Raw genomic sequence first — 21,948 nt, 5'->3', positions numbered from 1 at the left:
CATGTCCGTGGCCCCAGGGATTCCGGCGTCGATGAATCCGGCGTCGATTCGCGGCGTGATCGCCGGCACCGGCGGCTACCTGCCGGCCCGCTCCGTCAGCAATGACGAATTGGCCGCGGAGAAGAACCTCGACACCAGCGACAGTTGGATCGTCGAGCGCACCGGCATCCGCCGCCGGCACTTCGCCGCGCCGGGCGAGACCGCTTCCGCCATGGGCATCGCCGCCTGTCAGGCCGCGCTGGCCCAGGCTGGCGCCTCGATTGATGACGTGGATGCGGTGATCGTCGCCACCTCGACGCCGGACAGCGCCTTTCCCTCCACCGCCGCCCGTATTCAGGGCGGGCTCGGCGTGACCCGGGGCTTCGCCTTCGACCTCGCGGCGGCCTGCACCGGCTTCATCTACGCCCTGTCCGTCGCGGATGCGATGATCCGCATCGGCCAGGCGCGCGGCGTGCTGGTGGTGGGGACCGAAATCTACTCCCGCATCCTGGACTGGTCCGACCGCGGCACCTGCGTGCTGTTCGGCGACGGCGCCGGCGCCGTCTTCCTGCGCGCGGCAGAGACGGAGGAGGCCGATCGCGGCCTGCTCTCCACCCATCTGCACGCCGATGGCCGGCATGGTGACATCCTGGCGGTCGATGGCGGCGCCGGTTCCACCGGCGGCACCGGCGTCGTGCGCATGGCGGGGCGGGAGGTGTTCAAGCACGCCGTCACCAAGCTGGCCTGGGCGGTGGATGAGGCCCTGGCGGCCAATGGCCTCGGCCATGACGATGTGAAATGGCTGGTGCCGCATCAGGCGAATATCCGCATCATCGAGGCGATGGGCCGCAAGCTGCACCTGCCGATGGACCGGGTGGTGGTGACGGTGGACCGCCATGCCAATACCTCCGCCGCCTCCATTCCCCTCGCCTTGGCCGAGGCGACCCGCGATGGGCGCATCGCCCGTGGCGATCTGGTGTTGATGGAAGCGATCGGCGGTGGGCTGACCTGGGGCGCCGCGCTCGCAAGGTTCTGAGTACGAACAAAGGTTTGCATCGCAAACCTGATACGAGCTCTCGGAACGAAGCCTCAGTTGCCACAAACCCATGGTTGACGGCCGTCGCGGAACCCGGCTTTCTTGTGACTTGAAGGGGTTGCAAGGACCTGCTCGGGCATGACGACGATCACGAGGGCCAATCTGGCGGAAGCGATCTACGCGCAGGTCGGACTCTCGCGCAACGAGAGCGCCGAGCTGTTGGAAACGGTGCTGGAACGCATGTCCCAGGCGCTGGAGGCTGGGGAGGCGGTGAAGATCTCCGCCTTCGGCTCCTTCGTCGTGCGCCAGAAGGGCCGCCGTGTGGGCCGCAATCCGAAGACCGGGGTCGAGGTGCCGATCCAGCCGCGCAAGGTCCTGGCCTTCCGCCCGTCCCATGTGCTGAAGGCGCGACTCAATCCAGGCCAGACCATCGGCGGCAGCGCCGATGATGACGCATGAGCGACGACACGCTGGAGGGTGACGCCACCCGCGCCCGGCCGCGCAAGGCGCCCACCGCCTTCCGCACCATCAGCGAGGTCGCGGACGATCTGCAGATCCCCCAGCATGTGCTGCGTTTCTGGGAAACCAAATTCCCGCAATTGAAGCCGCTGAAGCGCGGCGGTGGCCGGCGCTATTATCGGCCGGAGGATATCGCGCTGCTGAAGCGCATTTCCGACCTCCTCTACACCCAGGGCTACACCATCAAGGGTGTGCAGCGCCTGCTGCGCGAGGGTGGGCTGGACGAGGCCGGCGCCGCCCCGGAACTGCCTCTGGGCGACCTGGAGGAGGCGGATGCGCCCGAGCCGGTGCGGGAGGCGCTGGATACGCTGGAACGCCTGGCCCATGAACTGCGGGCGCTTGTCGCACGCAGTTGAGACACGCCGAAACCTGCCGGGCGGGGGTTGGCGGCGACGCCCCCCCGATGCTATTGCCGCCGCAGTCGGAGCGTAGCGCAGTCTGGTAGCGCATCAGTCTGGGGGACTGGGGGTCGTGGGTTCGAATCCCGCCGCTCCGACCATCATCTTTCAACCCCGCCGCGTGCGGGGTTTTTTGTGTCCGCCCGCCTCACCTCAGCCGCGCGGCCGCAGCCTCTCAGCCACCACGGCCACCAACACGCCCGCCAGCATCAGCCCCGCCATCGGCCGGGCGCTGTCCTCCGTCAGCGCGCCGACCAACGCCGCACCCAATGCCGCCAGGGCGAATTGCAGCGTGCCCAGCAGGGCGGAGGCGCTGCCCGCCCGCACGCCATGCCGCGCCAGGGCGCCTACGGCGGAGTTGGGGAAGACCAGCCCGGTGCAGGCCAGCGCCACGCAGGCCGGCAGGTACAGGCCGAGAAAGCCGCCGATTCCCGTGAAGGCGAAGAAGGCCAGCAGGCTGACGGCTCCCAGGCAGACCGTCACGGCCAGCCGCGGCACTTGGTTGCCGATGCGGCCGAGCAGCCAGGGGTTCAATTGGGTCATGCCGATGAAGCCGGTGGCGCTGACCGCGAACAGCACGCCGAACTGCGCCGGCGCGATGCCGTATTGCGCGATATAGACCTCCGGCGCGCCGGCGATGAAGGCGAAAACCAGGAACATGGTGGCCCCGCCCATCACCGCATTGGACAGGAAGCCCCGCTCCACCCCGATGCGGCCGAAATCGCCGATCAGCGCCAATGGCGACCGGCGCAGCCGGCGCTCGGGCGGCAGCGTCTCCGGCAGCAGCCAGGCCGCCAGCAGGCAGGAGATCAGGCCGTAGCTGGCCGAGACCCAGAAGATGGCGCGCCAGCCGCCGCCCAGCAGCAGCACCCCGCCCAGTGTCGGCGCCAGGATCGGCGCGGCGCCCATCACCAGCATCAGCCGCGACATCAGCCGCGCCGCGTCCATCCCCGTGGCCAGGTCCCGCACCATGGCGCGCGGGATCACCGCGCTTGCCGCGCCACCGAAGGCCGCCAGGCAGCGCCAGGCGGAGAGTTGCAGCATATCCGCGGATAGCGCGCAGCCGATCGAGGCCACCGTATAGACCGCCGTGCCGATGATCAGCGGCCGGCGACGCCCCAGCCGGTCCGCCAGCGTGCCCTGCACCAGCTGGCCCACTGCCAGCCCGATGAACCAGGCGGAGAGGGTGGCCTGCACCCCGCCCCAGCCGGTGCCCAGCTCCGCCTCGATGGCGGGGAAGGCGGGCAGGTACATGTCGGTGGAAAGCGGGCCGACGGCGGTGAGGAAGCCGAGCAGCAGGGGCAGCCAGCGGGCCATGGTCGTCCTGGGAAGGTTGGGGCGAGCCTTGCCCGGTCGGGGCCCGCCACGCCACCGCGAATATGGGGTGGCTGCCGCGCGTCAGGCGGGCTGATCCACCCCTTCGCGGTTCACCTTGAAGGCATTGGCCGGCGGGTAGCTGGCGGCGAGCCAGGCCGGCCCGCCATGGGCGATCCAGGCGCCGGCGGCGACCTGGGCGCAGGCGACGAGGATGGCGAGATCCACCGGCCGCATCGCATAGCGCGCCTGTGCGGCCATGATCAGCATGCCGTGGAAATCGCCCTGCCAGAGGATGGGCGCGAAGATGGTGGAGCCCATGCGGGAGGTCTTCAGGTATTGCCGGAAGCCCTCATGGTCATCGGTGTTTTCCAGCAGCAGCTTGCGACGGCTGGCATAGACCCGGCCCGGATGGCCGCCATCGATCGGCACCAGCAGCCTTTCCTGTTCCGGCGGGAAGCCGATCTGGCCGACCAGCATGTGGTACTGCCGGTCGGGCGTGACGAAGAAGCTGCCGGCGATGAAGTAGTCGCGCTCACCGGGCTTCAGGGCGCCGGGGCGCCGATGCGCCTCCCGGTCGCCCAGCAAATCGAAGCAGCCTTGCGCCAGCGCCCGAATCGCCGCCTCCGGCCCCGGGGCCGCCATCGCTTCGGCGCCGGCGGTCTCGATCATGGCGAGGCCGCGGGCCTGGAGATCGTCGCGCTGAATATCCATTCGCGCAGCCCCTTAATTTGTCCGGACAAATATTCGATCCCCGCTTGCCAAGCTGTCAAGCGCCTGGCGGGGCTGGCCTGCCAGTGACATGCCTTTGATAGGCCGACCATTACTTAGATTGGTTCCTTTCCCCGCTTGCGCCCGGGCGTTTGGCCCGCGACAATGCACAACAAGCGCATCGGCCATGCGCTGGGGCGGCATCAATCGCCCCGGCGCGGGTCTTGCAAAAAACGAACAATTGGGGGCGTCCGCGAGTGGTCGATACGATCCTCGAGACCGAGGGATTGACGAAGGAATTCCGTGGCTTCGCCGCGGTCAGCGATGTGCGTCTGGAGGTGCGGCGCGGCAGCATCCATGGGCTGATCGGCCCGAATGGGGCCGGCAAGACCACCTGCTTCAACCTGCTGACGAAATTCCTGCAGCCGACGCGCGGCACCATCCGCTACGACGGTCGTGACATCACCGGCATGAAGCCGGCCGAGGTGGCGCGGCTCGGCCTGGTGCGGTCCTTTCAGATCTCCGCCGTCTTCCCGAACCTGACGGTGCTGGAGAATGTGCGCCTGGCCTTGCAGCGCCAGCGTGGCGCGTCCTTCGACTTCTGGCGGGGGCAGAGCGTGTTGCAGCGCTACGACGACCGCGCCCTGGAATTGCTGGAGGATGTGGGGCTGACCGGCTACGCGCAGTTGACCGCGGGCCAGCTTCCCTATGGCCGCAAGCGGGCGCTGGAAATCGCCACGACCCTCGCGCTCGATCCCGTCATGATGCTGCTGGATGAACCGACGGCCGGCATGACGCATGAGGATGTGGACCGCATCGTCACCCTGGTGAAGCGCGTCGCCGCGGGCCGCACCGTGCTGCTGGTCGAACACAATCTGAAAGTCGTGGAAGGTCTCTGCGACACCATCACGGTGCTGACGCGCGGCCGCGTCCTGGCGCAGGGCGACTACGCCACCGTCTCCCGCAACCCGGAAGTCCAGGCCGCCTATCTCGGCACCGATCCCACCATTGCCGGCAGCACGCAGCATGAAACCGCCGGAGGCAGTGCGCATGTCTGACGCGGCCATGCTGGAAATCCGCGACCTGGAGGCCTGGTACGGCGAAAGCCATGTGCTGCACGGCGTTTCCCTCGATATCCATCCGGGGGAGGTGGTGACGCTGCTGGGCCGCAACGGCGCTGGCAAGACCTCCACCCTGCGTTCCATGATGGGGCTGGTCGGTCGCCGCGCCGGCAGCATCAAGTTCGAGGGGCGGGAGACGATCGGCCTGCGCTCCGACCTCATCGCCCGCACCGGCATCGCCTATTGCCCCGAGGAGCGCGGCATTTTCGCGAGCCTCGACGTCACGGAAAATCTCATGCTGCCGCCGGTCATCGCGCCCGGCGGGCTGGGGCTGGATGAGATCTACACGCTGTTCCCGAATTTGAAGGAACGCGCGCGCAGCCCGGGGACGAAGCTGTCGGGCGGTGAGCAGCAGATGCTGGCCATCGCCCGCATCCTGCGCACCGGCGCGCGGCTGCTGCTGCTGGATGAGCCTTCGGAGGGGCTCGCGCCCGTCATCGTGCAGCAGATCGGCGCGATGATCCGGGCGATCAAGCAGCGCGGCTTCACCGTGCTGCTGGTGGAGCAGAACTTCCGTTTCGCCCAGACCGTGGCGGACCGGCACTATGTGATGGAACACGGCCGTATCGTGGACATGGTGGCGAATCAGGATCTGACCGCCAGCCTCGACCGGCTGCACGAATACCTGGGCGTCTGAAAAGCCCGGTGCCTGCCGAACATTCTGGGGAGAATTCGAACATGACCATCAATCGCCGCACGCTACTTGGCGCCGCCGCCGCTCTTCCGGCGCTGGGCGGGCTGCCCTTCCGCAGCGCCCGCGCTCAGGCCGCCAACACCATCCGCATCGGCGTGCTGAACGACCAGTCCGGCACCTATCGCGACCTGTCCGGCCCGGGCTCCACCCAGGCGGTGCAGCTCGCCGTGCAGGAATCCGGCATCGCCGCGCGCGGCGTGACGGTGGAGGTCGTGCAGGCCGACCATCAGAACCGCCCCGATGTCGGCTCCACCGTGGTGCGCCAGTGGATCGACCGCGACGGCATCGACGTGGTGGTCGATGTGCCGACCTCCTCCGTGGCGCTGGCCACGAACACGCTGGTGCGGGAGAAGAACAAGGTCTTCCTCAATTCCGGCGCGGCGACCTCCGACCTCACCGGGCCGCAATGCTCGCCGAACACGGTCCACTGGACCTACGACACCTGGATGCTGGCGCAGTCCACCGGTGGCGCCATGGTGCGGGCCGGCGGCAAGTCCTGGTTCTTCATCACCGCCGACTACGCCTTCGGCCATGCGCTGGAACGCGACACCGGCAATTTCGTGAAGGCGCAGGGCGGCGAGGTTCTGGGCGCGGTGCGCACGCCCTTCCCGGGCACCACCGACTTCTCCTCCTACCTCCAGCAGGCGCAGCGGTCGCGTGCCCAGGTCATCGGCCTGGCCAATGCCGGCGCGGACACCATCAACTCGATCAAGCAGGCCGCCGAATTCCGCATCACCCGCGGCGGGCGCGTGAAGCTGGCCGGGCTGCTGGTCTTCATCACGGACGTCAACTCGCTCGGCCTTGAAGTGGCGCAGGGGCTGGTGCTGTCGGAGACCTTCTACTGGGATCTGAACGACAAGACCCGCGCCTTCACCCAGCGCCTCGGCGCCATGCCGGGCAATATCCGCCCGTCCATGGTGCAGGCGGGCTGCTACTCCTCCGTGCTGCACTACCTGAAGGCGGTGGGCGACATGGGCGTTGCGGCGGCCAAGGCGTCCGGCGCCGATGCGGTGACGCGGATGAAGGCGATGCCGACCAGCGACGATGCCTTCGGGGAGGGCTCGATCCGCGCCGATGGCCGGAAGATCCACCCCTGCTACCTGTTCGAGGTGAAGGCCCCGGGCGAAAGCCGCGGCGCCTGGGACTACTACAAGCTGCTCGGCACCACCGGCGCCGACCAGTCCTTCCGCCCCCTGGCCGAGGGCGGCTGCTCCCTGGTGCGGAGCTGACGCCGCGCCGCGCCCCGGCCAGTCCGGGGCGCGGCACCGCCTGCCACCCGATTTCGCGAAGGCCCGCGCCCGGTGATCGAGAACCTGCTCTTCGAACTTGAGATGGCGGCCCCGCAGGTGATCCTCGGGCTGGTGAATGGCGCCTTCTACGCGCTGCTGTCGCTGGGCCTTGCCATCATCTTCGGCATGCTGAACGTCATCAACTTCGCCCATGGCGCCCAGTTCATGATGGGGGCCTTCGTCGCCTGGATGCTGCTGGCCTGGGCCGGCATTCCCTATTGGGGCGCGCTGGTGCTGGCGCCGCTGCTGGTGGGTGTCTTCGGCATGGTGATCGAGCGCACGATGATCGCGCGGCTCTACAAGCTGGACCACCTCTACGGCCTGCTGCTGACCTTCGGCCTGGCGCTGATCATCGAGGGGGTGTTCCGCAACAATTTCGGCTCCTCCGGCCTTCCCTATGCGCCGCCGCCGGAATTCGCGGCGCTCGACCTCGATTTCGATTTCCTGTTTCTGCCGGGCTATCGCGTCTGGGTGGTGATCGCCTCTGCCGCCATGTGCCTGCTGACTTGGCTGGTGATCGAGAAGACCAAGATCGGCGCCTATCTGCGCGCCGCGACCGAAAGGCCCGAGCTGGTCCAGGCCTTCGGCGTCAATGTGCCGCGGATGATGACGCTGACCTATGGCGCCGGCGTGGCGCTGGCCGCCTTCGCCGGCGTGCTGGCGGCGCCGATCTATTCGGTGAACCCGGCAATGGGCGCCAATTTCATCATCACCGTCTTCGCCGTGGTGGTCATCGGCGGCATGGGCTCCATCATGGGCTCGGTCGTCACCGGCTTCGCGCTCGGGCTGATCGAGGGCATGACGCGGGTTTTCTATCCGGAAGCCTCCGCCACCGTCGTCTTCGTCATCATGGCGATCGTGCTGCTGACGCGGCCCGCCGGCCTGTTCGGGAGGGGCTGAGACATGGCCGATACCACCATCACCCTCGCCACGCCGGCGGCGCATGAGGAGGCTGGCTTCCTCGGCTTCACCCGTGCCCAGGCGCTGGCCTTCGGGGTGCTGCTCGCCTTTGTGCTGATCAGCCCCTTCTTTCTCTACCCCGTCTTCCTGATGAAGGTGCTGTGCTTCGCGCTGTTCGCCTGCGCCTTCAACCTGCTGATCGGCTATGTCGGGCTGCTGTCCTTCGGCCATGCCGCCTTTTTCGGCATGGGCGGCTACGTCACCGCCCATGCCGCCAAGGTCTGGGGCCTGACGCCGGAACTCGCCATCCTTGGCGGCGGCCTGGTCGGGTCGGTGCTGGGGCTGATCATCGGCTGGCTGGCGATCCGCCGATCCGGCATCTACTTCGCCATGATCACCCTGGCGGCGGCGCAGATGGTCTATTTCTTTTGCCTCCAGGCCCCCTTCACCGGCGGCGAGGACGGCATCCAGCAGGTGCCGCGCGGCTTCCTGTTCGGTGTGATCCCGCTGGGGTCCGACTTCACGCTGTACTGGGTGGTGGCCGCGGTCTTCCTGGCGGGCTTCCTGCTGATCCACCGCGTGGTGCATTCGCCCTTCGGCCAGGTGATGAAGGCGGTGCGGGAGAATGAGCCGCGCGCCACCTCCCTCGGCTATCGCACCGACGACTACAAGCTGATGGCCTTCGTGCTCTCCGCCGCGCTGGCCGGCGTGGCCGGCGGCACCAAGGCGCTGGTCTTCGGCATCGCGACGCTGACCGATGTGAACTGGACCATGTCCGGCGAGGTGGTGCTGATGACGCTGGTGGGCGGGCTCGGCACGGTCTTCGGCCCGGTGGTGGGGGCTGCGGTAATCGTCACTATGCAGAACTACCTCGCGGAATTCGGCGCCTGGGTCACGGTGATCCAGGGCGTCATCTTCGTCGCCTGCGTGCTGGCCTTCCGGCGCGGCGTGGTCGGCGAGATCGGCCATTTGCTGAAGGTGAAGCTGTAGGGTTCAGCGCCGATTAACCGCGGCGGGTTAGGTTCGTCGATCCGTTCCAGGGTCACGCCGGCATGCCGATCCGCCACCTTCTCGTCGCCATTCAGCTCGCGCTGGCACTGTGTGTCGGCGCGGCCTGCCTGCTTGGCTGGTCGGCGCTGCGCAACAACCAGGCCGACCTCGGCTATCTGAACGAGCAGGCGGTCACGCCGCTGATCGAGCTGAAGGCCATGTCGGACGCCTATGCGGTGGCGGTGGTCGATGCCAGCCACAAGGTCCGCAACGGCAATATGCAATGGGCCGAGGGTCTGGACAGCTTCCGCACCGCCCAGGCCACCATCGCCGCCAGCCTCGCGCGGCTTGACCGCGCGCCGCCGGATGCGGTGGGCTGGGCCGAGGTGCAACGACGCCGGCAGGCCGCCGATGCCACGGTCGCCGCCCTCTCCAGGGCGCTGCAAGGCCAGGATCGGGCGGCGCTGGATGATCTGGTGCGCAACGCCCTCTACCGCGACATCGACCCCTTGAGCGAGGCGATCGGCGGCCTGTCCGACAGCATCCTGGCGCGCACCGATGCCAGGCTGCGGGATAGCGGCGCCATCGCCCTGTGGCTCGGCCGGATATTGGCCGGGCTCGCCGTGGCCGCGCTGCTGGTGGCGCTTGGCGCGCTGTGGCTGGTCCGCCGCCGCGTCGCCCGTCCGCTCAACGCGCTGACCCGCGCGATGCAGGAGGTGGCGGAGGGCAGGCTGGACGGGGTGCGCGCGGTCAGCCCGCGCCGCGACGAATTCGGGGCCATGGGGCAGGCGCTGGAGGTGCTGCGGGAACGCAGCGCGGAGACGGTGCGCCTCCGGTCCGACCAGGAAACCGCGCGGGAGGCCGCGCAGCAGGCCAGGATCGCTGGGCTGCGCGCCATGGCGGAAGCCGTGGAGCAGAGGACGGGCGATGCCAGCGAGACCATGGCCGCGGACCTCGCCCGGATGACGACGGCCGCGACCGCCATGGGCGAATTCGCCGCCGCCTCCGGCGAGGCCGGCGCGCAGGTGGCGGAGGCCGCGCATCGCGTGCTGGAGAATGCCGAATCCGGCGCCGCCGCCACTGAGGAGCTGACCGCCAGCATCCGCAGCATCACGGACCAGGTCGCCGCCGCCGCCGCCGCCACCAGCCGCGCCGTGGCCGAGACCGAATCCGGCACCCGCGCCATCACCGGGCTACAGGAAGCGGTGGGCCGGATCGGCGCCGTCGCGCGGCTGATCGGCGACATTGCCGGCCAGACCAACCTGCTGGCCCTGAACGCGACGATCGAGGCGGCGCGCGCCGGCGATGCCGGCAAGGGTTTTGCCGTGGTGGCGGGGGAGGTGAAATCCCTGGCGAGCCAGACCGCCAGCAGTACGCAGGAAATCGCCCGCCACATCGCCGAGGTCGGCGCGGCGACGGAAGCCGCCGTGCTGGCGGTGCGCGCCACGCTCGGCACGATCGGCGAGCTGGACCAGATCTCCGCCGCCATCGCCGCCGCCATGGCGCAGCAGAACGAGGCGACGGATGACATCGCCCGCACCGTGATGGGCACGGCCGATGCGGCGCGGCAGATGAGCGGGCGGCTGGCCGCCGTGACCGAGGCCGGCGCCGCCGTGGGCGCGCGCGCGGCCGCGCTGGGCGAAATGGCGGGGGAGATGCGCTCCGGCCTCGCCGGCCTGCGCCACACGGTGGTGGCGACGGTGCGCGCCGCGGCGCCGGAGCTGGAGCGGCGCGGCTCGCCGCGCCATGCCGTGCAGCTCGATGCCACGCTGCGCCATGGCGGCAGCGTCACGCCGGTGCGGGTGGAAGATGTCTCCATGGGTGGGGCCCGGCTGGCACGGGGACCGGACTGGTCCGAAGGCCTGGCGCGCGGCGCGCTGCTGGAGCTGGACCTGCCGGGCCTCGGCCAGCGACAGGCGGAGCTGGTGGGGCTGGAGCAGGGCCGGCTTCGCCTGCGCTTCAGCCCGCAGCGCCTGACCGAGGCGGAGGTCGCGACGCTGGTCGCCCGCGGGGCGCAGCGAAGGGCGGCCTGAGCCGCGCCACCCGCCATCGCCGTTTTGCGCTGGCGGGCCACGCCTTCCTGCGGCCTACTGCATTGCAGCAGGAACCGGAGGGGCGGGCGATGATCCCACGCGCGGCGGCATGGCTTCTGGCAGTAACGCTCGGCCTCGGTGCCGCGGAGGCGCAGACGCTGCGCATCGGCCTGCGCGACGATCCCGACATCCTGGACCCGACCCTGGCACGCACCTTCGTCGGCCGCACCGTCTTCGCCGGGCTTTGCGACAAGCTGGTCGATCTGGACGAGAAGCTGGAGATCGTGCCCCAGCTCGCCACCGCCTGGCGCTGGGAGGATCCGACCACGCTGCGGCTGACGCTGCGCCCCGGCGTCACCTTCCATGACGGCACGCCGATGGATGCCGCCGCGGTGCAGGCCTCCCTGCAACGCCATGCGACGCTGCAAGGCAGTTTTCGGCGCGCCGAGCTGACCAGCCTGGCGGCGGTGGAGGTGGTGGACCCGCTGACCGTGGTGATCCGCCTCAGCGCGCCCTCCGCGCCCTTCCTGTCGCAGCTGGCCGACCGCTCCGGCATGATCCTGAGCCCCACGGCCACCGCCGCTTCGGGGCGGGATTTTGGGCTGAACCCGGTCTGCGCCGGGCCCTTCCGCTTCACCCAGCGCGTGGCGCAGGACCGCATCGTGCTGGACCGTTTTCCGGGGTACTGGGACGCTGGCCGCATCCACCTGGACCGCGTGACCTTCCAGGCGATCCCGGACAATACCGCGCGGCGGGCCAATCTCCAGGCCGGTTCGCTCGACCTGATCTTCGCGGTGGAGCCGGAGGATGCGCAGGCCATGGCGCGCAACCCCCGGCTGCGTGTGGCGGAGGCGGATGAGCTGGGCTACCAACTCATCACCATCAATCTCGGCAATGGCCCACGCGCCGACACGCCGATGGGGCGCGATGCGCGGGTGCGGCAGGCCTTCGATGCGGCGCTCGACCGCCAGGCGCTGAACCAGGTGATCTTCGCCGGCCAGTTCACCCCCACGGTGCAGGCGATTCCGCCCTCCTCCGCCTTCCATCTGCGTGAGGCGACGGTGCCGCCGCGCGACCTGGCCCGCGCGCGTGCTCTGCTGCAACAGGCCGGCGTCGCCCTGCCGGTGCGGGTGGAGATGACGGTGCCGAACAACCCCGATCTGCGCCAGGCCGGGGAGATGATTCAGGCCATGGTGCGGGAGGCCGGCTTCGAGCTGCGGCTGGCGGCGATGGAATATGCCTCCCAGCTCAATTCCACGTCCCGCGGCGCCTTCGAGACGACGATCGGTGCCTGGTCGGGTCGGCCCGATCCGGATGGCAATGTCTATAACGGCTCACACAGCGCCGGCGCCACGAATGACGGCAAATACGCCAATCCGGAGGTCGACCGGCTGCTCGACGCGGCGCGGGCGGAGCGTGATCCGGCCCGGCGGCGGGAGATGTATGCCCAGGTCTGGCGGATCGCCATCGAGCAGGACCGCAGCCGCATCTATCTGTGGCACCGCAAGAACATCATCGGCTATTCGGCCCGGCTCAACGGGTTGCGGGCGCATCCGGACGGGCTGGTGCGGTTTCAGGATGTGCGGCTGGATTGACCCCCTCCCGCTGCTTGATGCGGCGCACCTCCGCCAATTGCCCGCGCAGGATGTCGAGGGCATCAACCTCCTCCGGGCTCAGCCCCTCCAACTTCACATGGCGCAAAAGCACCTCCAGCGCATCGCCGAGCCGGCCGATCTGGCGGCCATAGCTGCCGACATCCTCGAGAATCTTTTGCTCCACGGCCGGATCCGGGGTGCGGCCGAGCTGGACGTTGAACAGGCCGAATTGCGCGCCCTGCTGATAGAAGCTCCAGGGATTGATCGCCTGCCAGAGCTGCTCGGGGGCAAGGGAAAGCTGCATGGGCTTGGGCATGGCGGGCTCCTGGCGCCGAGGGGGTGATCTTTCGGCAGCGTATCATCAGCCGCGGCGCCAGGGCGGCCTGATCTGCCGCGCCGGGCGGCAATCTGGTCAAGCCGATGGCAGGCCGCGGCGCAGGATCGGACATTCGGCCAAAGGTCAGGCTTGCGCCGCCGGGTCAGCCTGTCATGTAGCAAGGCATGACGTGGTCGATCCTTTTGCGCGATCCAACGACCGGTGAATTCGGCGTCGCGGTGGCCAGCCGCTTCCTGGCGGCGGGTGCCCTGTGCCCGCGCGTCGAGGGGGGCGTCGGGGCGGCCAGTACCCAGGCCCTGGTGAACCCCTTTGTCGCGCCGGACGCGCTGGCGCGGCTCCGGGCGGGGCAGGGGCCGGTGCAGGCCCTGGCCGAGCTGATGCAGGCCGATGCGGGTCAGGCGATGCGCCAGGCGCATGTGCTGGCGGCCGATGGCACCAGCGCCCAGCATACCGGGGCCGCCTGCATCGATTGGTGCGGCCATCTGGCAGCGCCGGATGTCTCGGTGGCCGGCAATATGCTGGCGGGGCCGGAGGTTCTGGACGCCACGCTGCAGGCCGCGCTGGCCAGTGCCGGCCTGCCCATGGCGGAACGCCTGCTGCTGGCGATGGAGGCCGGGGAGGCGGCGGGCGGCGACCGGCGCGGGCGGCAATCGGCGGCGATGCAGGTGGCCTCCGCCGATCCCTATCCCGATCTCGATCTGCGGGTGGATGACCACCCGGACCCGCTGGCAGAGCTGCGCCGGCTGCACGGCGTCTGGCGCGGCTATCTGCGCCACTTTCGCCGTTTCCTGCCGGGCCGCGACCATCCCGGCGTCTTCGACCGGGCCGTGATCCAGGCGGCCATCGCCGAGGCCCAGAGGCAGGAGGCGCTATCCGAATGAGCACGCCGGTTCTCGACCTCGCCCGCGTCACCGTGGAATTCCCCACCGATCGCGGCCGGCTGCGGCCGGTGGATGGCGTGTCCTTCAGCGTCGAGGCGGGCAAGACCCTGGCCGTGGTGGGTGAAAGCGGCTGCGGCAAATCCGTCACCGCCCTGGCCATCATGGGGCTGCTGCCGCAGGGTGGGGAGGTGGGTGGAGGCATCCGCCTGGTGGGTGAGGAATTGCTGGCCCTGACGCCGGACCAGCGCCGGGCGCGGCGCGGTGGGCAGATGGCCATGGTGTTCCAGGAACCCATGACCAGCCTGAACCCCGCCTTCACCGCCGGCGAGCAGGTGGCCGAAGCCCTGCGCCTGCATCAGGGCCTCTCGCCCGAGGCCGCCTTTGCCAAGGCCATCGAGATGTTCGCCCGCGTCCGTATCCCGGAGCCGGAGCGTCGCGCCCGCAGCTACCCGCACCAGCTTTCGGGCGGCATGCGCCAGCGGGTGATGATCGCCATGGCGCTTGCCTGCCGCCCGCGCCTGCTGATCGCGGACGAACCCACCACGGCGCTGGACGTGACCGTGCAGGCGCAGATCCTGGCGCTGATCGACGAGATGAAGCGGGAGACGGGGACGGCGGTGGTGCTGATCACCCATGACCTGGGCGTGGTGCGCGACCATGCGGATGATGTGGTGGTGATGTACGCCGGCCGCGTCGCGGAACGCGCCAAGGCAGCCGACCTCTTCGCCAATCCGCAGCACCCCTATACCATTGGCTTGCTGGGCGCCGTGCCACGTCTGGAGGGCGGCGTCGCTCGGCTCGCCAGCATCGAGGGCACGGTGCCGGACCTGATGAACCCGCCGCCCGGCTGCCGCTTCGCCCCCCGCTGCCCTTTCGCCATCGCCAAATGCGCGGAACAGCCGCCGCTGGCGGAGATCACGCCCGGCCACCAGGCCGCCTGTTGGCGCGCGCCACTCGACACCTTGCTGGAGCAGGCCGCATGAGCGCGCCCTTGCTGGAACTGCGCGATGTGGCGAAGGGATTCCCGGTGCGCGATGCGCTGGGCCGCCGGCGGGGTGCGGTGCGCGCTGTGGACGGCGTGTCGCTCGCCGTGCCGAAGGGCAGCGTGCTCGCCATCGTCGGCGAGAGCGGCTGCGGCAAATCCACCCTCGGCCGCCTGGCGCTGCGGCTGATCGAGGCCGATCAGGGCCAGATCCTATTCGAGGGCGAAGACCTTCGCGGCCTGTCCGCCCGCGCGCTGCGCGCGCGGCGGCGCGACATGCAGCTCATCTTCCAGGATCCTTTTGCGAGTCTCGACCCGCGCATGACGGTGGAACAGGCTGTCGCGGAGCCGCTGCGGCTGCATGGCATCGTGCCGCGGGCGCAGGAGACGCGGCGGGTGGCGGAGCTGTTGTCGCGGGTTGGGCTGCGGCCGGAACTCGCGCGGCGCTGGCCGCATGAATTCTCGGGCGGCCAGAGGCAGCGCATCGCCATCGCGCGGGCCCTGGCCAGCCAGCCCAAACTGATCATCGGCGATGAGCCGGTCTCGGCGCTGGATGTCTCGGTGCAGGCGCAGGTGGTGAACCTGCTGCAGGACCTTATCCGGGAACTCGGCCTGACCTTCGTGCTGATCAGCCACGACCTTGGCGTGGTGCGCCACATCGCCGACCGCGTGGCGGTCATGTATCTCGGCCGCATTGTCGAGGAAGGCCCCACCGCCCAGGTTTTCGGGGCGCCGCGGCACCCCTATACCCGCGCGCTGCTGGCGGCCGTGCCGGGGCAGGGGCATGCGAACGCCCCGCTGCTGGAGGGTGACATCCCCAGCCCGATTAATCCGCCCTCCGGCTGCCGGTTTCGGACGCGATGCCCCTATGCCCAGGCGCTTTGCGCGGAGCAGGTGCCGCCGATGGAAGGCACCAGCCACCTCGCCGCCTGCCATTTCCAGGATAGCCTGCCGCCTGCGCTGGCTGGCCATGATGCCGATACCGGCGGCGAAAGGCTGCGCCGCCTGCAGGCCTATTTCACCGACCAGACACAAAAAACGGGAGAACTGGCATGATCCGCAAAACCCTCGCCGCGGGGCTCGTCGCCCTGGCCGCCTTCGGCGCAACGCCGGCCGCCTTGGGGCAGAACCTGCGCATCGCCCTGCGCGAGGACCCGGACATCCTCGACCCCACCCTGTCGCGCACCTATGTCGGCCGCATCGTCTATATGGGCTTCTGCGACAAGCTGTTCGACATCAACGCGGCGCTGGAGCCTATCCCGCAGCTCGCCACGGGCTTCACCTGGGACGACGCGACCACGCTGACCATCAGGCTGCGCCAGGGCGTGCGCTTCCATGATGGGGAGATGATGGATGCGGAGGCCGTGCGCTATTCGCTGAACCGCCATCTGACGCTCCAGGGCAGCTTCCGGCGTTCGGAGATGGGCGACATCACATCCATCGAGGTGGTGGACCCGCTGACCGTCCGTATCAAGCTCGGCGCGCCCAACGCCGCCTTCATGGCGACGCTGACCGACCGCGCAGGCATGATCGTCAGCCCCAAGGCCGCCGAGGCCGCCGGCCGCAACTTTGGCAACCGTCCCGTCTGCGCCGGCCCGATGCGCTTCGTGGAACGCGTGGCGCAGGAGCGCATCGTGCTGGAGCGCTTCCCGGAATACTGGGACGCCGCAAACATCCACTTCAACCGCGTGACCTATCTGCCGATCCCGGACAACACGGTGCGCCTGGCCAACCTGCAATCCGGCGCGGTCGAGTTCGGCGAGCGGATGGAGCCGGACGACCTGCGCTCCATCCAGCGCAACCGCAACCTGCGCGGCGTGCCGGTGGATGAGCTGGGCTACCAGGGCATCACCATCAATATCGGCAATGGCCCGCGCGCGAACACGCCCATGGGGCGCGATGCCCGCGTGCGCCAGGCCTTCGAGTTGTCGCTGGACCGCACCGCCATCAACCAGGTGGTCTATGAGGGCATGTACACGCCGACCCGCCAGCCGGTGCCGCCCGCCAGCAGCTTCCATGTCCGCAGCTTCCAGCCCGAGACCCGCGACGTGGCCCGCGCCCGCGCTTTGCTGCGGGAAGCCGGCTTCACCAGCCCGGTGCCGGTGGAGCTGACCGTGCCGAACAACCCGGACCTGCGCCAGGCCGGCGAGGTGATCCAGGCGATGGCGCGCGAGGCTGGCTTCGAGGTGACGCTGCGCGCCGCCGAATTCGCCTCCGCGCTCGCCGGCGCCGTGCGCGGCGAATTCGAGACCTTCCTGCTCGGCTGGTCCGGCCGTACCGATCCGGACGGCAATATCTTCGCTTTCATGCACAGCACGGGCGGCCAGAATGACGGGCGCTACGCGAACCCCGAGGTGGACGCGCTGCTGCAATCGGCGCGGACGGAGCAGGATGTGGCCAAGCGGCAGGATCTTTATCGCCAGATCATGGAACTGGCGCTCGGCCGCGACCGCATGCGGATCTATCTGTGGCACCGCAAGAACGTGATGATCCATTCGGCGCGGCTGACCGGCTACCAGCCGATCGCGGATGGGATGGTGCGGCTGCAGGGCATGAGGCTGAACTGAGCAAAAGCCCTCTCCCCCCGACGGGGGGGAGAGGGTTGGGTGAGGGGGGCTCGCGTAAGGCCCAGGAGCTGACCGAACATGTGGAACTGGCTTCTGAAACGCCTCGGCCAGGTACTGCCGACGCTGGTGATTCTCTCCTTCCTGATCTTCGGGCTGCAGCAGCTGATGCCCGGCGATCCGGCCATGATCCTGGCAGGTGAGGAACGCGGCGACCCGCAGGTGCTGGCGCAGATCCGCGCCGAACTGCGGCTCGACCAGCCGATCTATGCGCAATACCTCTACTGGATCGGCAACGTCCTCCAGGGCGATTTCGGCTTCTCCTGGCGCATTCGCATGCCGGTGTCCGACCTGATCCTGGAGAAGCTGCCGGTCACCGCGCAGCTCGCCACCATGGCCTTCCTGATCGCCATTGCCATCGGCGTGCCGCTCGGCATCCTGTCCGCGGTGAAGAAGGACACGGCCTGGGACTGGGCGGCGAATGGCATCGCGCTGTTCGGCATTTCCACGCCGAACTTCTGGCTCGGCATCATGATGATTCTGTTCTTCAGCGTGCAGCTCGGCTGGCTGCCGCCCTCGGGCTACGTGCCGCTGTGGGAGGATCCGGTGCAGTCGCTGGCGACGACGATCATGCCGGCCTTCGTGCTCGGCACTGGCGTCGCCTCCGTGCTGATGCGCCACACCCGCGCGGCGATGCTGACGGCGCTGAGCCAGGACTATGTCCGCACCGCCCGCGCCAAGGGGCTGACGGAGCGTGTCGTGGTCTGGAAACACGCGCTGCGCAACGCACTGATCCCGGTGGTCACGCTCGGCACCATCGAATTCGGCCGGCTGCTGGCAGGCGCGGTGCTGACCGAGCAGATCTTCACCATCCCCGGCTTCGGCAAGCTGGTGGTGGATGCGGTGTTCAACCGGGACTACCCGGTGGTGCAGGGCGTGGTGCTGGCCACCGCGCTGATCTTCGTGGCGCTCAGCCTGCTGGCGGATATCCTGTACATGGCGATCAACCCGAGGCTGCGGCAGGCATGAGCGCGACCGCAGCCCCTGTCGTGGTTGCGCGCGGCGAAAGCCCGACGCGCCGCGCCATCCGCCGCTTCATCCGCCACCGCCTGGCGCTGGCCGGCTTCCTGGTGGTGCTGACCTTCGTGCTGGTGGCGCTGCTGGCCCCCTGGATCGCGCCCTTCGACCCGATCGAGACCAGCTGGTCCCGCATCCGCCGCCCACCCTCCGAGCTCTACTGGTTCGGCACGGATGAGAACGGCCGGGATGTGCTGTCCCGCGTCATCTGGGGCGCGCGGGCCTCGCTGATGGCGGGCGTCGTTTCCGTGATCGGCGCGGTGCTGATTGGCGTGCCGCTCGGGCTGTTGGCAGGGCTCGCCGGCGGCTGGGTGGATGCGCTGATCTCGCGCATCGCCGATGCGATGCTGTCCATCCCCTTCCTGATCCTGGCCATTGCCCTGGCAGCCTTCCTCGGCCCGGCTCTCGAAAATGCGATGCTGGCCATCGCCATCACCGCCAGCCCGATCTTCGTGCGGTTGTCGCGTGGCATGGCACTGGATGCCAAAAGCACCGATTGGGTGGAGGCGGCGCGCTCGCTGGGCAATCCGCCCTGGCGCACCGCCTTCGTCCACGTCCTGCCCAACATCATCCCGCCGCTGCTGGTGCAGTCCACGCTTTCGATCGCCGAGGCGATCATCGCCGAGGCCTCGCTCAGCTTCCTCGGGCTCGGTCAGCAGCCGCCGGCGCCGAGCTGGGGGTCCATGCTGAACAGCGCCCAGCGCTTCCTGGAAACGGCACCATGGCTGGCGATCGCGCCGGGGGCGGCGATTTTCATCGTGGTGCTGGCCTTCAACCTGATGGGCGATGGCCTGCGGGATGCGCTGGACCCCAGGGCGGACAGGCGCTGACGTCAGGGCGTGATGTCACCCTCCTCCGAGCCGTCCCAGTAATGGATGCGCGTGGCGCGGACATGGATCATCGCCACGCCTGGCGTCTCGATGCCCTGCGGGAACCAGCGGTCCAGGTCGGGTGACCAATGCGCGGCGAAGGCTGCTTTGTCGCGGATGATGCGGCCGGTGCCCTGCACTGCGACGAACAGCGGCGGCTTGCCGAGCAGGCCGGCGATGCTCTGGCCCTGGAAGGATAGGCCGACCTGCGGTTCCGCCTCGATGTCCCGCACCGTCCGCGCGCTGTCCCAGCTGAAGTAGTACGAATCGCCGCGGTACTCGACCTCGCCATTGTTGCTCATCGGCCGGGTGGCCATGGCGCCACCTTCGGTTCTGGTGGTCAGCATCGCGAAGTCGATCCGGCCCATCGCCTTGGCCAGATCCTCGATTGTCCACGTCGCCATGTGCTTGCTCTCCGCCCTTGGGCCGATGCAACGCGGCGCCCGGCTTTCCGGCACGGGCCGCGGCGTCAACATTCCGGCATGCGGCACCAGCCCGCTGAAGTTTTGGCGTGCCCGCGGCCCCTGTAACCCGCAAGGCCCTTGATCCGGCGGCCCCGCGCGTCGATTTGTGGGGCGCCATGGCCCGACCCCCGAAGATCCTCCTGCCCACCCTGCCGGCCCCCGCGCGACGTGTCGCCGGCTTCTGGCTGCTGACGCTCAGCCTCTGGCTGGCCAGCGCCATCGCGCTGTTCCGCTGATGTCGGATCAGCGTCCCGTCTGGCAGAACGACCCCTGGCGCGGCGCGCGCGCCAAGGCGGAGGGTGCCTTCAGCAACTTCCGCAACGGCACCCGCGGGCTGCTGCTGCCGCTGTTCACCTGGCCACTTCTGTTCGACGTGGTGGTGGAGGTGGTGCGTGGGAACACGCGCGGCCTGGTCGCCGCCGGCCTCGGCATCCTGCTGCCGATCCTGGCAGTTCGCACCCTGCGCCGCGGCCGGCGCGGCGATACCAGGCGGGCGGCCCTGCTGGTGGCCGCGGCGACCGGCATCGTCGCCGGCATGGGCGCCGCCACGGGCGTGCCGATCGCGCTGCTGCTGGCCGCCGGCGCCTGGCTCGGCACCCGGCTGATGTACGACGGCGCGCTGGTGGAGGTGGACCCGCCCGCGCCCGCCATGCCCCCGCCGCCGCCCGGACCGCTGGAGGAAGCGCGCCTGCGCCTGGCCCGCGTCACGGCGGAGCCGCGCATGGCCGGCATCGCCCAGGCGATGGATGCGGTGCTGGACGATCTGGAGGCGCGGCCGGACCGGCTGCCTTTGGCGCGGCGCTTCCTGGCCGTGCATCTGGACGGGCTGGACCGCATCGCCCAGCGGTTGGCCGCGGGCGCCGAACCGCCCGCAAGCCTGCCGCAATTGCTGGCCGACATGCAGACCGCCGCCGATGAACTCCGCGCCAAGCTGCGCGCGGAGGAGAGCGTGGCACTCGATATCCAGGTGAAGGTGCTGTCTGAACGGCTGCGCCAGGAGGGTTACGCATGAGCACGACCAAGCCCAACAGCCCGAAGCCCTACGGCGCCGCACGGCCGGAGGTGGTGGAGGTTGCCTCCCCCAGCCCCATGGCGGCCGCCCAGGCCGCGGCCGAGCGCGACCTTTCCGAAGCCGCGCCATCCGGCGCGGCCGTGCCAGATGCCTTGATCGGCGAATTGGCGCAGCAGATCGACATCTCCGATCCCGGCTCCATCCTACGCTTCGGCCAGCAGACCCAGACCCAGGCCCAGGCCGCGGCGGATGCCATGCTGGAAGGCGCCCGCAACCAGGAGACGGGGGAGGCGGGGCGCACCCTGGCGTCCCTGTTGCAGACGCTGCGCGGCTTCGACGTGACCAAGCTGGACGAACGCCCCGGCTTCCTCGCCCGCATCTTCACCAAGGCCGGCGCCGAGGTGACGGAAATCATCGGCCGCTACGAGACGGTGAAGGGCCAGATCGAGGGAATCGGCGACAAGCTCGACACGCACCGCACCCGCCTGCTGGAAGACGTGGAGCGGCTGGAGCGGCTGTACCAGGCGACGCTCGAATGGTTCCACGCCCTGGGCACCCATGTGCAGGCCGGCGAATCGGTACTGCGCAAGACGGACAACGAGGCCATTCCGGCCATGGAAGCGGCCGTCGCCAATTCCACCGACGACCTAGCGCCTCAAAAACTGCGCGACCTGCGTGGCGCGCGGGATGAACTGGACCGCCGGGTGCACGATCTGCGCCTGACCCGCCAGGTGGCGATGCAGGCGCTGCCCTCGATCCGGCTGATCCAGGAAAACGACAAGGCCCTGGCCAGCAAGATCCATTCGGTGCTGGCCAATACCGTGCCGCTCTGGCGCCAGCAGCTCGCCCAGGCGCTGGCGATCCACCGGATGCGGGAAGCTGGCCAGGCGGTGAAGGCCGCGACCGACCTGACCAACCAGCTGCTGACCGCCAATGCTGAGACGCTGCGACGCGGCAATCTGGAAGCCCGCACCGAGTTGGAACGTGGAGTCTTCGACCTGGCCGCCGTCCAGAAGGCCAATGCCGCGCTGGTTGCCACCATCGAGGACAGTCTCCGCATCGCCGACGAGGCCCGCGGCCAGCGCCTGCGCGCGGCGGAGGAGCTGGAGAAGCTGGAGGGCGACATCCGCCGCGCCCTGAAGGCGGCCAAGCCGCCGCCGCCGGCGCCGCGGCCCGTTTGATG

22 protein-coding genes and 1 tRNA gene are annotated in these 21,948 nt (G+C 69.5%); 19 read left to right on the top strand and 4 right to left on the bottom strand.

All coding sequences use genetic code 11. The annotated features are described in order from the left end of the window. Position 1 precedes the first annotated feature (1 nt). From ACVFYP_RS18760 to ACVFYP_RS18745, 4 genes are all read left to right on the top strand, one after another. Entirely contained in the window at positions 2-1,015 is a 1,014-nt protein-coding gene (locus ACVFYP_RS18760; protein ID WP_499201727.1) for a beta-ketoacyl-ACP synthase III, read from the top strand. A gap of 138 nt (positions 1,016-1,153) precedes the next feature. Then, positions 1,154-1,474, top strand: a complete 321-nt coding sequence (locus tag ACVFYP_RS18755) for an integration host factor subunit alpha (RefSeq protein WP_499201726.1) — start codon at positions 1,154-1,156, stop codon at positions 1,472-1,474. Continuing rightward, a complete protein-coding gene (locus ACVFYP_RS18750) occupies positions 1,471-1,890 on the top strand; it encodes a MerR family transcriptional regulator (RefSeq protein ID WP_499201725.1) in 420 nt (139 codons plus the stop codon). The genes ACVFYP_RS18755 and ACVFYP_RS18750 overlap by 4 nt, the downstream gene beginning before the upstream one ends. A gap of 66 nt (positions 1,891-1,956) precedes the next feature. After that, positions 1,957-2,033: transfer RNA gene (locus ACVFYP_RS18745), tRNA-Pro, on the top strand. A 52-nt stretch (positions 2,034-2,085) separates the two neighbouring features. Here ACVFYP_RS18745 and ACVFYP_RS18740 read toward each other — a convergent pair. Together ACVFYP_RS18740 and ACVFYP_RS18735 are read right to left on the bottom strand one after the other, a co-directional pair. After that, positions 2,086-3,249: a multidrug effflux MFS transporter gene (locus ACVFYP_RS18740; protein ID WP_499201724.1), complete on the bottom strand. Its 1,164-nt coding sequence runs from the start codon at positions 3,247-3,249 to the stop codon at positions 2,086-2,088. Between the two features lie 81 nt (positions 3,250-3,330). Beyond that, positions 3,331-3,960 (bottom strand): GAF domain-containing protein, encoded by a 630-nt coding sequence (locus tag ACVFYP_RS18735; protein WP_499201723.1) that lies wholly within the window; start codon positions 3,958-3,960, stop codon positions 3,331-3,333. A 254-nt stretch (positions 3,961-4,214) separates the two neighbouring features. On the opposite strand from ACVFYP_RS18735, the gene ACVFYP_RS18730 reads away from it, so the two are divergent. The 7 genes from ACVFYP_RS18730 to ACVFYP_RS18700 all read left to right on the top strand — a co-directional run bounded on the left by ACVFYP_RS18730 (position 4,215) and on the right by ACVFYP_RS18700 (position 12,579). Beyond that, complete coding sequence (locus ACVFYP_RS18730; RefSeq protein ID WP_499201722.1) at positions 4,215-5,015, top strand: ABC transporter ATP-binding protein; 801 nt, start codon at positions 4,215-4,217, stop codon at positions 5,013-5,015. Positions 5,016-5,022: 7 nt separating this feature from the next. Then, positions 5,023-5,715: an ABC transporter ATP-binding protein gene (locus ACVFYP_RS18725; RefSeq protein WP_499201927.1), complete on the top strand. Its 693-nt coding sequence runs from the start codon at positions 5,023-5,025 to the stop codon at positions 5,713-5,715. 41 nt (positions 5,716-5,756) lie between these two features. Beyond that, positions 5,757-7,001, top strand: coding sequence for an ABC transporter substrate-binding protein (locus ACVFYP_RS18720; RefSeq protein ID WP_499201721.1), 1,245 nt, complete (start codon positions 5,757-5,759; stop codon positions 6,999-7,001). A 72-nt stretch (positions 7,002-7,073) separates the two neighbouring features. Further along, positions 7,074-7,961, top strand: coding sequence for a branched-chain amino acid ABC transporter permease (locus tag ACVFYP_RS18715; protein WP_499201720.1), 888 nt, complete (start codon positions 7,074-7,076; stop codon positions 7,959-7,961). A gap of 3 nt (positions 7,962-7,964) precedes the next feature. Then, a complete protein-coding gene (locus ACVFYP_RS18710) occupies positions 7,965-8,951 on the top strand; it encodes a branched-chain amino acid ABC transporter permease (RefSeq protein WP_499201719.1) in 987 nt (328 codons plus the stop codon). Between the two features lie 62 nt (positions 8,952-9,013). Then, a complete protein-coding gene (locus tag ACVFYP_RS18705; protein ID WP_499201718.1) occupies positions 9,014-10,984 on the top strand; it encodes a methyl-accepting chemotaxis protein in 1,971 nt (656 codons plus the stop codon). 89 nt (positions 10,985-11,073) lie between these two features. After that, positions 11,074-12,579 carry an ABC transporter substrate-binding protein gene (locus ACVFYP_RS18700; protein ID WP_499201717.1) on the top strand — a complete coding sequence of 502 codons (1,506 nt, stop codon included), beginning with the start codon at positions 11,074-11,076 and terminating at the stop codon, positions 12,577-12,579. On the opposite strand, the gene ACVFYP_RS18695 is transcribed toward ACVFYP_RS18700, so the two are convergent. Further along, on the bottom strand, positions 12,518-12,895 hold the full coding sequence (locus ACVFYP_RS18695) for a hypothetical protein (RefSeq protein WP_499201716.1): 378 nt from the start codon (positions 12,893-12,895) through the stop codon (positions 12,518-12,520). The two genes, ACVFYP_RS18700 and ACVFYP_RS18695, sit on opposite strands and share 62 nt — an antisense overlap. A 185-nt stretch (positions 12,896-13,080) precedes the next feature. Between ACVFYP_RS18695 and ACVFYP_RS18690 the strand changes: the two genes are divergently transcribed. From ACVFYP_RS18690 to ACVFYP_RS18665, 6 genes are all read left to right on the top strand, one after another. Next, positions 13,081-13,797, top strand: a complete 717-nt coding sequence (locus ACVFYP_RS18690) for a DUF1028 domain-containing protein (protein WP_499201715.1) — start codon at positions 13,081-13,083, stop codon at positions 13,795-13,797. Then, positions 13,794-14,780 (top strand): ABC transporter ATP-binding protein, encoded by a 987-nt coding sequence (locus ACVFYP_RS18685; RefSeq protein ID WP_499201714.1) that lies wholly within the window; start codon positions 13,794-13,796, stop codon positions 14,778-14,780. The genes ACVFYP_RS18690 and ACVFYP_RS18685 overlap by 4 nt, the downstream gene beginning before the upstream one ends. Beyond that, entirely contained in the window at positions 14,777-15,835 is a 1,059-nt protein-coding gene (locus tag ACVFYP_RS18680) for an ABC transporter ATP-binding protein (protein WP_499201713.1), read from the top strand. The genes ACVFYP_RS18685 and ACVFYP_RS18680 overlap by 4 nt, the downstream gene beginning before the upstream one ends. Continuing rightward, positions 15,832-17,346: an ABC transporter substrate-binding protein gene (locus ACVFYP_RS18675; RefSeq protein WP_499201712.1), complete on the top strand. Its 1,515-nt coding sequence runs from the start codon at positions 15,832-15,834 to the stop codon at positions 17,344-17,346. The genes ACVFYP_RS18680 and ACVFYP_RS18675 overlap by 4 nt, the downstream gene beginning before the upstream one ends. 78 nt (positions 17,347-17,424) lie before the next feature. Continuing rightward, the gene (locus ACVFYP_RS18670; RefSeq protein ID WP_499201711.1) at positions 17,425-18,372 is read left to right on the top strand and encodes an ABC transporter permease; all 948 of its coding nucleotides are present in this window, start codon (positions 17,425-17,427) and stop codon (positions 18,370-18,372) included. Then, positions 18,369-19,250 carry an ABC transporter permease gene (locus ACVFYP_RS18665; protein ID WP_499201710.1) on the top strand — a complete coding sequence of 294 codons (882 nt, stop codon included), beginning with the start codon at positions 18,369-18,371 and terminating at the stop codon, positions 19,248-19,250. The genes ACVFYP_RS18670 and ACVFYP_RS18665 overlap by 4 nt, the downstream gene beginning before the upstream one ends. 2 nt (positions 19,251-19,252) lie before the next feature. Here ACVFYP_RS18665 and ACVFYP_RS18660 read toward each other — a convergent pair whose 3' ends face one another. Beyond that, the gene (locus ACVFYP_RS18660; RefSeq protein WP_499201709.1) at positions 19,253-19,693 is read right to left on the bottom strand and encodes a pyridoxamine 5'-phosphate oxidase family protein; all 441 of its coding nucleotides are present in this window, start codon (positions 19,691-19,693) and stop codon (positions 19,253-19,255) included. 295 nt (positions 19,694-19,988) lie between these two features. Here ACVFYP_RS18660 and ACVFYP_RS18655 point away from each other — a divergent pair, with 295 nt between their 5' ends. After that, entirely contained in the window at positions 19,989-20,765 is a 777-nt protein-coding gene (locus tag ACVFYP_RS18655; RefSeq protein WP_499201708.1) for a hypothetical protein, read from the top strand. Continuing rightward, positions 20,762-21,946, top strand: coding sequence for a toxic anion resistance protein (locus ACVFYP_RS18650; RefSeq protein ID WP_499201707.1), 1,185 nt, complete (start codon positions 20,762-20,764; stop codon positions 21,944-21,946). Before ACVFYP_RS18655 ends, ACVFYP_RS18650 begins: the two co-directional genes overlap by 4 nt. Positions 21,947-21,948 lie beyond the last annotated feature (2 nt).

The sequence above is a fragment of the Roseomonas sp. F4 genome (assembly GCF_053891155.1).
Note: the sequence above shows the minus strand (reverse complement) of the source record. Positions and strands in the feature narration are given on the sequence as shown.

What these genes read in the sequence shown, in the direction of transcription:
- ACVFYP_RS18740 (WP_499201724.1), bottom strand. Translation starts at nt 3,249, where the DNA reads ATGGCCCGCTGGCTGCCCCTGCTGCTCGGCTTCCTCACCGCCGTCGGC.
- ACVFYP_RS18710 (WP_499201719.1), top strand. Translation starts at nt 7,965, where the DNA reads ATGGCCGATACCACCATCACCCTCGCCACGCCGGCGGCGCATGAGGAG.
- ACVFYP_RS18720 (WP_499201721.1), top strand. Translation starts at nt 5,757, where the DNA reads ATGACCATCAATCGCCGCACGCTACTTGGCGCCGCCGCCGCTCTTCCG.
- ACVFYP_RS18660 (WP_499201709.1), bottom strand. Translation starts at nt 19,693, where the DNA reads ATGGCGACGTGGACAATCGAGGATCTGGCCAAGGCGATGGGCCGGATC.
- ACVFYP_RS18735 (WP_499201723.1), bottom strand. Translation starts at nt 3,960, where the DNA reads ATGGATATTCAGCGCGACGATCTCCAGGCCCGCGGCCTCGCCATGATC.
- ACVFYP_RS18695 (WP_499201716.1), bottom strand. Translation starts at nt 12,895, where the DNA reads ATGCCCAAGCCCATGCAGCTTTCCCTTGCCCCCGAGCAGCTCTGGCAG.
- ACVFYP_RS18685 (WP_499201714.1), top strand. Translation starts at nt 13,794, where the DNA reads ATGAGCACGCCGGTTCTCGACCTCGCCCGCGTCACCGTGGAATTCCCC.
- ACVFYP_RS18675 (WP_499201712.1), top strand. Translation starts at nt 15,832, where the DNA reads ATGATCCGCAAAACCCTCGCCGCGGGGCTCGTCGCCCTGGCCGCCTTC.
- ACVFYP_RS18690 (WP_499201715.1), top strand. Translation starts at nt 13,081, where the DNA reads ATGACGTGGTCGATCCTTTTGCGCGATCCAACGACCGGTGAATTCGGC.
- ACVFYP_RS18650 (WP_499201707.1), top strand. Translation starts at nt 20,762, where the DNA reads ATGAGCACGACCAAGCCCAACAGCCCGAAGCCCTACGGCGCCGCACGG.
- ACVFYP_RS18655 (WP_499201708.1), top strand. Translation starts at nt 19,989, where the DNA reads ATGTCGGATCAGCGTCCCGTCTGGCAGAACGACCCCTGGCGCGGCGCG.
- ACVFYP_RS18750 (WP_499201725.1), top strand. Translation starts at nt 1,471, where the DNA reads ATGAGCGACGACACGCTGGAGGGTGACGCCACCCGCGCCCGGCCGCGC.
- ACVFYP_RS18725 (WP_499201927.1), top strand. Translation starts at nt 5,023, where the DNA reads ATGCTGGAAATCCGCGACCTGGAGGCCTGGTACGGCGAAAGCCATGTG.
- ACVFYP_RS18680 (WP_499201713.1), top strand. Translation starts at nt 14,777, where the DNA reads ATGAGCGCGCCCTTGCTGGAACTGCGCGATGTGGCGAAGGGATTCCCG.
- ACVFYP_RS18700 (WP_499201717.1), top strand. Translation starts at nt 11,074, where the DNA reads ATGATCCCACGCGCGGCGGCATGGCTTCTGGCAGTAACGCTCGGCCTC.
- ACVFYP_RS18665 (WP_499201710.1), top strand. Translation starts at nt 18,369, where the DNA reads ATGAGCGCGACCGCAGCCCCTGTCGTGGTTGCGCGCGGCGAAAGCCCG.
- ACVFYP_RS18760 (WP_499201727.1), top strand. Translation starts at nt 2, where the DNA reads ATGTCCGTGGCCCCAGGGATTCCGGCGTCGATGAATCCGGCGTCGATT.
- ACVFYP_RS18705 (WP_499201718.1), top strand. Translation starts at nt 9,014, where the DNA reads ATGCCGATCCGCCACCTTCTCGTCGCCATTCAGCTCGCGCTGGCACTG.
- ACVFYP_RS18670 (WP_499201711.1), top strand. Translation starts at nt 17,425, where the DNA reads ATGTGGAACTGGCTTCTGAAACGCCTCGGCCAGGTACTGCCGACGCTG.
- ACVFYP_RS18755 (WP_499201726.1), top strand. Translation starts at nt 1,154, where the DNA reads ATGACGACGATCACGAGGGCCAATCTGGCGGAAGCGATCTACGCGCAG.